Origin of the sequence: Streptomyces malaysiense (genome assembly GCF_000980885.2) — a bacterium.
In the GTDB taxonomy this organism is placed as follows: Bacteria; Actinomycetota; Actinomycetes; order Streptomycetales; family Streptomycetaceae; genus Streptomyces; species Streptomyces malaysiense.
The window spans coordinates 113,961-122,224 of the sequence record NZ_LBDA02000029.1; the positions used below are offsets into that span (position 1 = coordinate 113,961).

The following is an 8,264-nucleotide window of genomic DNA, read 5'->3' on the forward strand; positions in this document are numbered from 1 at the left end:
CCCACCGGCACCGGTACCGCGACGCACGAGTGGAAGCACCCGGTCCGCGCGTCGCTGCGGGTGCGCGCGGACCGGGGCGATCATGGGCGACCGGGGGTCAGCCGGTGGTGGTGAGTTCCCTCGGGCCGGCGAGGGCGGCCAGGGCGGCCGTGTGGGCGTCCATGCGCTCGGCGGCCAGGATCGCCGCCGCGGTGTCGGCCCGGGACGCGGCGACCACCAGGGCGCGCCCGGCCAGGGCGTGGGCGCGCCGATGCAGGACCGCGGGATCGCCGGGAGCGGCACCCGGTGCCGCCCGCAGCGGTGCGCCTCCGCGCAGCCGGCACACCTGCGCGACCAGCCGGTCCGCGGCCGCGTCCAGGTCGCCCGAGGGGGCCTGTGCGCGCAGCTCGTCGGTGACCGCGAGCAGTGCCGACAGATGCCCGGCGAGCTGGATGTCCAGCTCCTCCTCGCGCGACCGGTGGGGGAAGTCGGAGGTGCCGGCCGTCGTGCTGTGGACCGACTTGGTGCGGATCGGTTCGTACATGGGACGGCCTCCTGTGCTCTGACAGGAAGCCATCCTAGCTTGGATTTCGTCTAAAGTTGAGTCGGGTCACGGATTGAAGTCCGTCGATTACGGACCGCCGTACCGGGGTGCCCGGTCTACGGCTGCCCGTACCCGTCCAGGAAGGTCCCGATCCGCGTCACGGCGTCCTTCAGGTCCCCGACGCTCGGCAGGGTGACCACGCGGAAGTGGTCCGGCTCGGGCCAGTTGAAGCCCGTGCCGTGCACCACCATGATCTTCTCCTGGCGCAGCAGGTCGAGGACCATCTGCCGGTCGTCCCGGACCTTGAACACCTGCGGGTCGAGCCGCGGGAAGAGGTACAGCGCGCCCTTCGGCCGCACGCAGCTCACGCCCGGGATCTGCGTCAGCAGCTCGTACGCCGTGTCCATCTGCTCCTTCAGCCGGCCGCCCGGGAGCACCAGGTCCTGGATCGTCTGGCGTCCGCTGAGCGCGGCGACCACACCGTGCTGGCCCGGCATGTTGGCGCACAGCCGCATGTTCGCCAGGATCGTCAGGCCCTCGATGTAGGAGTCGGCGTGGGCGCGTGGGCCGGAGATCGACATCCAGCCCACCCGGTAGCCGGCCACCCGGTACGCCTTCGACATGCCGTTGAAGGTCAGCGTCAGCAGATCGGGGGCGATCTTGGCGGTCGGGGTGTGCGTGGCGCCGTCGTACAGGATCTTGTCGTAGATCTCGTCGGAGCAGACCAGCAGGTTGTGCCGGCGCGCGATGTCCGTCAGCCCCTTGAGCACGGCCTCGTCGTAGACCGCGCCCGTCGGGTTGTTCGGGTTGATGATGACGATCGCCTTGGTGCGGTCGCTGATCTTGCGCTCGATGTCGGCGAGGTCGGGCATCCAGTCGGACTGCTCGTCGCAGCGGTAGTGCACCGGCGTGCCGCCGGACAGGGAGACCGCGGCCGTCCACAGCGGGTAGTCCGGTGCCGGCACGAGGACCTCGTCGCCGTCGTCCAGCAGGCCCTGCATCGCCATCACGATCAGCTCGGAGACGCCGTTGCCGATGAAGACGTGCTCGACGTCCGTGTCGATGCCGAGGGTCTGGTTGTGCATGACGACCGCGCGCCGGGCGGCCAGCAGCCCCTTGGCGTCGCCGTACCCGTGGGCCGTGGAGACGTTGCGGAGGATGTCCTCCAGGATCTCCGGCGGGCACTCGAAGCCGAAGGCCGCGGGGTTGCCCGTGTTGAGCTTGAGGATGCGGTGCCCCGCCGCCTCCAGCCGCATGGCCTCCTCGAGAACCGGCCCCCGGATCTCGTAACAGACGTTGGCGAGCTTGGTCGACTGGATCACCTGCATACGCGTGAGCTTAGGACGCCGCGGCCGCTCATGGGTGGTGTTTTCCACCACGTGAGACCGGGTTTTGCCCCGGATCGCCCGTGCGGCTGCCGCGGTACCCCCGCGTCTCCCTAGAATCCGCTGTCGTGTCCAGCGAACGTGAGTACGACTCGGAGGTGCCCGGCGCGCCCGGCGCGGGGGCGGCGTCCTCCTTCCCGCCGCCGGTGTACCACCCGCGGCCGGGCCCTGCCCCCGCGTACGCGGAGTACGCCGACCCCGCCGCCGCGCACGGCTGGCAGAACGCGTACGACGAGACGCGGGAGCTGCCTCCGGTCGCCGGGTCCGGTCCGGCGGGGCCGACGGCTTCGCGGGGTCCCGCCGGAGCGGGCGCCGGTGTCCCGGCCGACCGCGGTCCGGACGGACCCGGGGTGCCCGGGGCCGGTGCCTCGCCGAGCCCCGGCGGAGGCCGGGCCGAGCGGCGTCGGCGGGAGCAGCGGCGCCGGGACGGCCGGCGGCGGCTCGCCGCCGTCGCCGGGGTGCTCGGGGTCGCCGGGACCGTCGCGCTGATCGCCGGTGTCACGGGTTCGGGTTCCCCGGCCGGGCCCCGGCCCGGGGAGGGCGGCCGCGCCGACGCCACGGCGAGCGCGGGCACGGCCGAGGCCGGGTCCCCGGCCTCGGCGGCCCCCGCGGCGGCCCCCCCGGAGTCCGCGCGCCCCCCGGAGTCCGCGTCCCCCGCCGCCACCCCCGCGTCCTCCGCCCCGGCCGCGGCCGTCAGGGTCACCACCCCCGGCCCGGCGCCCGCCACCACGTCCGCCCCGCCGTCCACGACGGCCGGCGCCCCGTCCCCGGCGCCGACGGCCACCACACCCCCGTCGTACCCGCCGTCCGGCGGCAAGGGGCACGGTCACGGCAGGTACCCCCGCTGACCCGTTCTCAAGTCGGCCGGGGAACAGGCGAGTTGATCACAGGTGTCGCACAGGGAAACCCCTACGGCCTGAACCGGCTTCTTGTTCCCGTCCCCTCGCTGCGCCGAGAATGCGCATGACAAAACAGTGGGCGACCGGAAACCCCTCCGGTCGCTCCCGCCGTAAGAGGGGACCCCCACATGAACAAGCCTCTCGTCGCCGCGCTGTCCGCCCTGGCCCTGGCCGGGCTGGGCGCGGCCCCCGCGGTCGCCGCCCCACTCACCGCGACCCCCGCCGCGCACTCCGGCTCCCCGGCGCCCAAGGCGAAGACGCCCGCCGTCACCGTCAACTTCGCCGGCACCGTCTCGCTCAGCAACTGCTCCGGCTCCGTCGTCCGCCTCCCCGGCTCCGCGGACAGCGACCCGGCGTTGGTGCTGACCAACGGCCACTGCCTGGAGACCGGCTTCCCCGACCCCGGTGAGGTCATCACCGGCCAGTCCTCCAGCCGCGCCTTCGGCCTGCTGAACGCCAACGGCCGCAAGACGGCCACCCTGCGCGCCAACCAGGTCGTCTACTCCACGATGACCGACACGGACATCACGATCTACCGCCTCACCACCACCTACGCGCAGATCAAGAGCTCCTACGGCATCAGCGCGCTCACCCTGAACGACACCCACCCGACCGCGGGCGCCGCCATCAAGGTCGTCTCCGGTTACTGGAAGAAGACCTACAGCTGCAACATCGACGGCTTCGTGTACCGGCTGAAGGAGGGCGACTGGACCTGGAAGGACTCGGTCCGCTACACCTCCAGCTGCAACACCATCGGCGGCACCTCCGGCTCCCCGGTCATCGACACCAGCACCGGCAAGGTCGTCGCCGTCAACAACACGGGCAACGAGGACGGCGAGCGCTGCACCGTCGACAACCCGTGCGAGGTGGACGAGAACGGCGACGTCACCGTCCACCAGGGCACCAACTACGCCGAGGAGACGTACGGGATCCCGGCCTGCTTCACCACCGGCAACAAGCTGAACCTCGGCGCCGCCGACTGCACCCTGCCCAAGCCGTAGGGCACGGGCGCACGGCGCTCACCCCGTTACCGGCGTCCGGCGGACGGACCGCCCCGCGAGCACGTCCGTCCGCCTGCCGTCCTCGATGACGAAGCGCCCGTCGACGAGGACGTACGGGATTCCCGTCGGCAGCGCCCGGGGCGTCTCGAACGTGGCGCCGGGCGCCACCGTCCCCGGGTCGAACAGCACCAGGTCCGCCCGGTACCCCTCACGCACCAGGCCCCGGTCCGGCAACCGCAGCCGGGCCGCGGGCCGCGCGGTGAGCCGGGCGACGCACTCCTCCAGCGACAGCACGCCCAACTCCCGCACATAGTGGCCGAGATAGCGCGGGAAGGTGCCGTACGCCCGCGGGTGCGGCTTCACGCCGCGCAGGATGCCGTCGGAACCCCCGGTGTGGGCGCGGTGACGCATGAGCGCACGGACGTTGTCCTCGTGGCCGACGTGCTGGAGGACGGTCGTACCGAGCCGGTCCTCGATCAGCAGCCCCCGGACGACCTCCCAGGGCGACCTGGCCCGCTCCGCCGCCAGCTCCCTCACGGTGCGCCCCGCACAGGCCCCGAGCGCCGGGTCGGCCACCCCGGAGACCTCGACCGTCTCCCACGCCACCGGCACACCGTGGCAGCCGTCCGACCCGGTCACCTCCAGCTCCCGCCGGATGCGCTCGGCCGTCACCGGGTCGGCGAGCCGGGCCAGCACCTCCGCCGGACCGCCCTCGCCCGCCCAGCTCGGCAGCAGGGCGGCCAGGGTGGTGCAGCCGGGCGTGTAGGGGTAGGTGTCGAACGTGATGTCCGCGCCCGCGTCCAGGGCGCGGTCCAGCAGGTCCAGCAGCTCGCCCGCGCGCCCCTCGTTCACGCCGAAGTTCATGGTGGCGTGCGCCAGGTGCAGCGGGCAGTCCGCCTCCCGGGCCAGCGCGACCATCTCGGCATAGGCGTCCAGCGCGCCGGCGCCGTAGGACCGGTGGTGCGGGCAGTGGTAACCGCCGTACGACGCCACGACCCGGCACAGCTCGGTCAGTTCCGTGTCGTCCGCGTACATCCCGGGGGTGTAGGTGAGCCCGGAGGACAGTCCGACGGCCCCCTGCTCCATCCCCCGCGCCACCAACTCCCGCATGCGGTGCGTCTCTTCGGTGGTCGCGGGCCGGTCCTCCCACCCCATGACGAGCGCCCGGACCGTGCCCTGCGGGATCAGGTAGGCGGCGTTCACGGCGATCCCGCGGCCCTCGAACCCGTAGTCCAGCCGGTCGAGATACTCCCCGACCGTGCGCCAGCCGAAGTCGATGTCCTCGCCGTACCCGTTCCACCCGGCGATCGCCCGGCGTACCTGGGCCAGCGTCCGCTCGTCCACCGGCGCGTACGACAGCCCGTCCTGGCCGATCACTTCCAGGGTGACCCCCTGCGCCGCCTTCGCGCTGTGGTCCGGGTCGCGGAGCAGCGCGAGATCGGAGTGGGCGTGCATGTCGATGAACCCGGGGGACAGGACGAGCCCTTCGGCGTCCAGCTCCCGCACGGCCCGCGGCCGTTGGCAGCCGGCCGCCGCGGCCTCCTTGACGACGGCGGCGATCCGCCCGCCGTCGACGACCACATCGGCCCGGTACGACGGCCCGCCACCGCCGTCGACCACCTCGGCGTCCCGCACGACCAGGTCTTCCATGCCGGCCTCCCCGACCGCTCCAGGAGCCTTCCCGCCCTCTAGTGCCGCAACAGGCGACGTCCGCCCCGTCGCGACGCCCTGCACGCACTCTCGCCGCACCGGCCGAAAGCCCGAGTACGTCCGGTACGAGGGCTTCCGTCCGGCACGCCGAGAGCACGCACCGGACGCCGCTCCTTGACGGGCGAACGTTGCCTGCCGCGACACTAGAAGTAGGTGCGGATGTAGTCGACCACCGTCCCGTCCGCCTCCGCCACCGGGATGAGCTGCCACTTCTCGAAGACCGTGCACGGATGCGACAGACCAAAGCCGATCCAGTCGCCCACCCGGAGATCCGCCTCGGCGCCGGTGCGCAGCCACAGATGCTGGTCGGACAGCGCGGTCACCTCGATCCCGGTCGCCGGGTGCTCGGCACCGTCCCGGCGCACCACCCGCGCCACCGGCAGATCGAGGTCGTAGGAGACGTCCCGCTTGCCCGCGTTCACGAACGCCTCCGTCGCCGAGGGCCGCGAGACCACCTGCGCCCACAGCCGGAAGGCGGGCTCCAGCGCGCCCTCCTCGGGCACCCGGTTGAACGGGGTGAGCTCGCGGTAGTGCACATCGTCGTGCGAGACGTACGCGCCGGAGCGCAGCAGCTTGAGCACGGGGAGGGACAGCGCGGGAATCCCGGCGAAGACGTCGGCGACGACGTCGAACCACTCACTGCCACCGGCGCTGACGACGATCTCGCCGGCGTCCGCGAACATCCCGTCCCGGTCGAACTCGACGGCGAGGCCGACGAGTCGCTCCAGCCAGGCCCGCACCCGCGCCGGGTCGGCGTCCGGCACCTGGGCCTCGTACCCCGCGACACCGACCAGCCGCAGCGCCCGCGCCCGGCCGACGGCCTCGGCCACGGCCCGCGCGTCCGCCGCCGTCCGCACGCCGGTACGGGCCCGGTCGCCCGCGCCCAGTTCCACGACCACGTCCACCGGCCGGGCGGCCCCCGCGAGGGCCGAGTCCATCAGCTCCACGCCGCGCACCGAGTCGACGTAGCAGACGAAGCGGAAACCGGGGTCGGCGGCGAGCTCACCGGCGAGCCAGCGCAGGGCCGCGCCGTCGACCAGCTCATTGGCGAGGAAGACCCGCTGGAAGCCGAACTCCCGTGCGACGCGCACCTGATGAGGGACGGCCAGGGTGATGCCCCACGCGCCGTGCTCGATCTGGCGCCGGAACAACTGCGGCGCCATGGAGGTCTTGCCGTGCGGCGCGAACGCCAGGCCGTGGCGGGCCGTGTACGACTCCATGAGCGCGAGGTTGTGCGCGAGGCGCTCGGCGGACAGGGCGAGCAACGGGGTGGTGAATCCGCCGGCCGCGTCGAACAGGTTGCGGCGCTGGGCGGCCAGTTCCCGGACGCCGAGGCCGCGGGCGTCCGGCGGGAGGCCCTTGAAGCGGTGGTCGACCCGTTCCTCGGCCAGACGGTCGAGCGCTTCGGTGTCCATGGGAGCCCTTCTTCGTCCGGCGCGTGCTCTTGCCGTTGCATCCTGTGCAACGTTCATTGCATGCAATGCTCACAGCTGTCTAGCATCTCGCCGACAACGGGTCAACGGAGTGATCCCTCCGGAGCTCGGGGGTATCGAGAGGGGGTATCGGGAGTGGACGTGGTCGCGCTGGGCGAATCCATGGTCGCCCTCGTCCCCACCCGCCCCGGCCCCCTGGCCGACGTGCCCTCCTTCTCCCGCGCGATCGGCGGCGCGGAGTCCAACGTGGCCTGCGCGATGGCGGCCCTCGGCCACTCGGCCCGCTGGGTGAGCAGGGTGGGCGCGGACGGGTTCGGGCGGTGCGTGCTGGCGGGGGTCGCGGGGTACGGAGTGGACGTCTCGGCGGTACGGCGCGATCCGTCCCGGCCGACCGGTGTCTACTTCCGCACGGCGGCGGACCGCGGGTCGACGGCGCACGAGGTGGCGTACTACAGGGCGGGGTCGGCGGCGTCGGCGATGTCCGTGGCGAACGTGGACACGAAGGCGGTGCGGGACTGCCGGGTCCTGCACCTGTCGGGGATCACGGCGGGACTGTCGGCGGAGTGCCACGACCTCCTCCGCCACCTGACGGCCCCGGACACCGACCGCCCCCTGATCTCCTTCGACATCAACTACCGGCCGGCCCTGTGGCGGGAGCGGGACGCTCCCCGAACCCTGCTGGAACTGGCACGACGGGCGGACATCGTGTTCGTGGGCGAGGACGAGGCGGAGGAGGTCTGGGGAGTGACGGGGGGCCCGTGGGCGGTCAGGGAACTGCTGCCGGAGCCGGGGGTGCTGGTGGTGAAACAGGGGGAGCGGGGCGCGACGGCCTTTCACCGAGCCGCGGGCGCTCGTGCCGCCGGGGCGAGAGGAGTCCCCCCGCTCGACCGAGACCGAGAGCGGGGGAGGGCGGGCGCCGGGGGTACCTGGGGCACCTGGGATACCGGGGGCACCCGGGCTGTCCCCTCCGGGGGAGGCGCCTCGTCCGGGCCGGGGCGCGCGACCGGCCCCCGGCCCGCCGCGCCGCGCCGCGCCCACGAGCCGACCGCCACCCCGAACCCCCTGGCAGGGGACACCGCCGAGCCGACCCCCACCACGGACGCGGCCGGCGCTTTCGAGCCCGCCCCCACCGTCACCGCCGTATCAGCCACCGGCGCCGGCGACTCCTTCGCCGCCGGCTACCTCTCCGCCACCCTCCGCGCCCTCCCCCCGCGCCAACGCCTCCGCCACGGACACCTTCTCGCCGCGGCCACCCTCACCACCCCCACCGACCTCGCCCCACCCCCCGCCCGCGCCCACGCCGACCACCTCGC

7 protein-coding genes are annotated in these 8,264 nt (G+C 73.4%); 3 read left to right on the forward strand and 4 right to left on the reverse strand.

Annotated elements, in window-relative coordinates:
• Window positions 1-97: 97 nt before the first annotated feature.
• Together VT52_RS13390 and VT52_RS13395 are read right to left on the reverse strand one after the other, a co-directional pair.
• Window positions 98-523, reverse strand: coding sequence for an SCO4983 family protein (locus VT52_RS13390; RefSeq protein ID WP_046428342.1), 426 nt, complete (start codon window positions 521-523; stop codon window positions 98-100).
• Window positions 524-639: 116 nt separating this feature from the next.
• Window positions 640-1,851 carry a pyridoxal phosphate-dependent aminotransferase gene (locus tag VT52_RS13395; RefSeq protein ID WP_046428339.1) on the reverse strand — a complete coding sequence of 404 codons (1,212 nt, stop codon included), beginning with the start codon at window positions 1,849-1,851 and terminating at the stop codon, window positions 640-642.
• A gap of 125 nt (window positions 1,852-1,976) precedes the next feature.
• Here VT52_RS13395 and VT52_RS37960 point away from each other — a divergent pair, with 125 nt between their 5' ends.
• Both VT52_RS37960 and VT52_RS13405 read left to right on the forward strand, forming a co-directional pair.
• Entirely contained in the window at window positions 1,977-2,756 is a 780-nt protein-coding gene (locus VT52_RS37960) for a hypothetical protein (RefSeq protein ID WP_107481324.1), read from the forward strand.
• 179 nt (window positions 2,757-2,935) lie between these two features.
• Entirely contained in the window at window positions 2,936-3,808 is an 873-nt protein-coding gene (locus VT52_RS13405; protein ID WP_071387442.1) for a S1 family peptidase, read from the forward strand.
• Between the two features lie 18 nt (window positions 3,809-3,826).
• Here the strand turns inward: VT52_RS13405 and VT52_RS13410 are convergent, their stop codons facing one another.
• Both VT52_RS13410 and VT52_RS13415 read right to left on the reverse strand, forming a co-directional pair.
• Window positions 3,827-5,458 (reverse strand): N-acyl-D-amino-acid deacylase family protein, encoded by a 1,632-nt coding sequence (locus VT52_RS13410; RefSeq protein ID WP_071387443.1) that lies wholly within the window; start codon window positions 5,456-5,458, stop codon window positions 3,827-3,829.
• Between the two features lie 203 nt (window positions 5,459-5,661).
• Window positions 5,662-6,933, reverse strand: coding sequence for an alanine racemase (locus VT52_RS13415; protein ID WP_046426792.1), 1,272 nt, complete (start codon window positions 6,931-6,933; stop codon window positions 5,662-5,664).
• A 180-nt stretch (window positions 6,934-7,113) separates the two neighbouring features.
• On the opposite strand from VT52_RS13415, the gene VT52_RS35610 reads away from it, so the two are divergent.
• On the forward strand, window positions 7,114-8,264 hold a 1,151-nt coding region (locus tag VT52_RS35610; RefSeq protein WP_240509741.1), incomplete at its 3' end, for a sugar kinase.

Excerpts from the sequence above, each read along its gene's own strand:
- VT52_RS13390 (WP_046428342.1), bottom strand. The coding sequence starts at position 523 with ATGTACGAACCGATCCGCACCAAGTCGGTCCACAGCACGACGGCCGGC.
- VT52_RS13395 (WP_046428339.1), bottom strand. The coding sequence starts at position 1,851 with ATGCAGGTGATCCAGTCGACCAAGCTCGCCAACGTCTGTTACGAGATC.
- VT52_RS13405 (WP_071387442.1), top strand. The coding sequence starts at position 2,936 with ATGAACAAGCCTCTCGTCGCCGCGCTGTCCGCCCTGGCCCTGGCCGGG.
- VT52_RS13410 (WP_071387443.1), bottom strand. The coding sequence starts at position 5,458 with ATGGAAGACCTGGTCGTGCGGGACGCCGAGGTGGTCGACGGCGGTGGC.
- VT52_RS13415 (WP_046426792.1), bottom strand. The coding sequence starts at position 6,933 with ATGGACACCGAAGCGCTCGACCGTCTGGCCGAGGAACGGGTCGACCAC.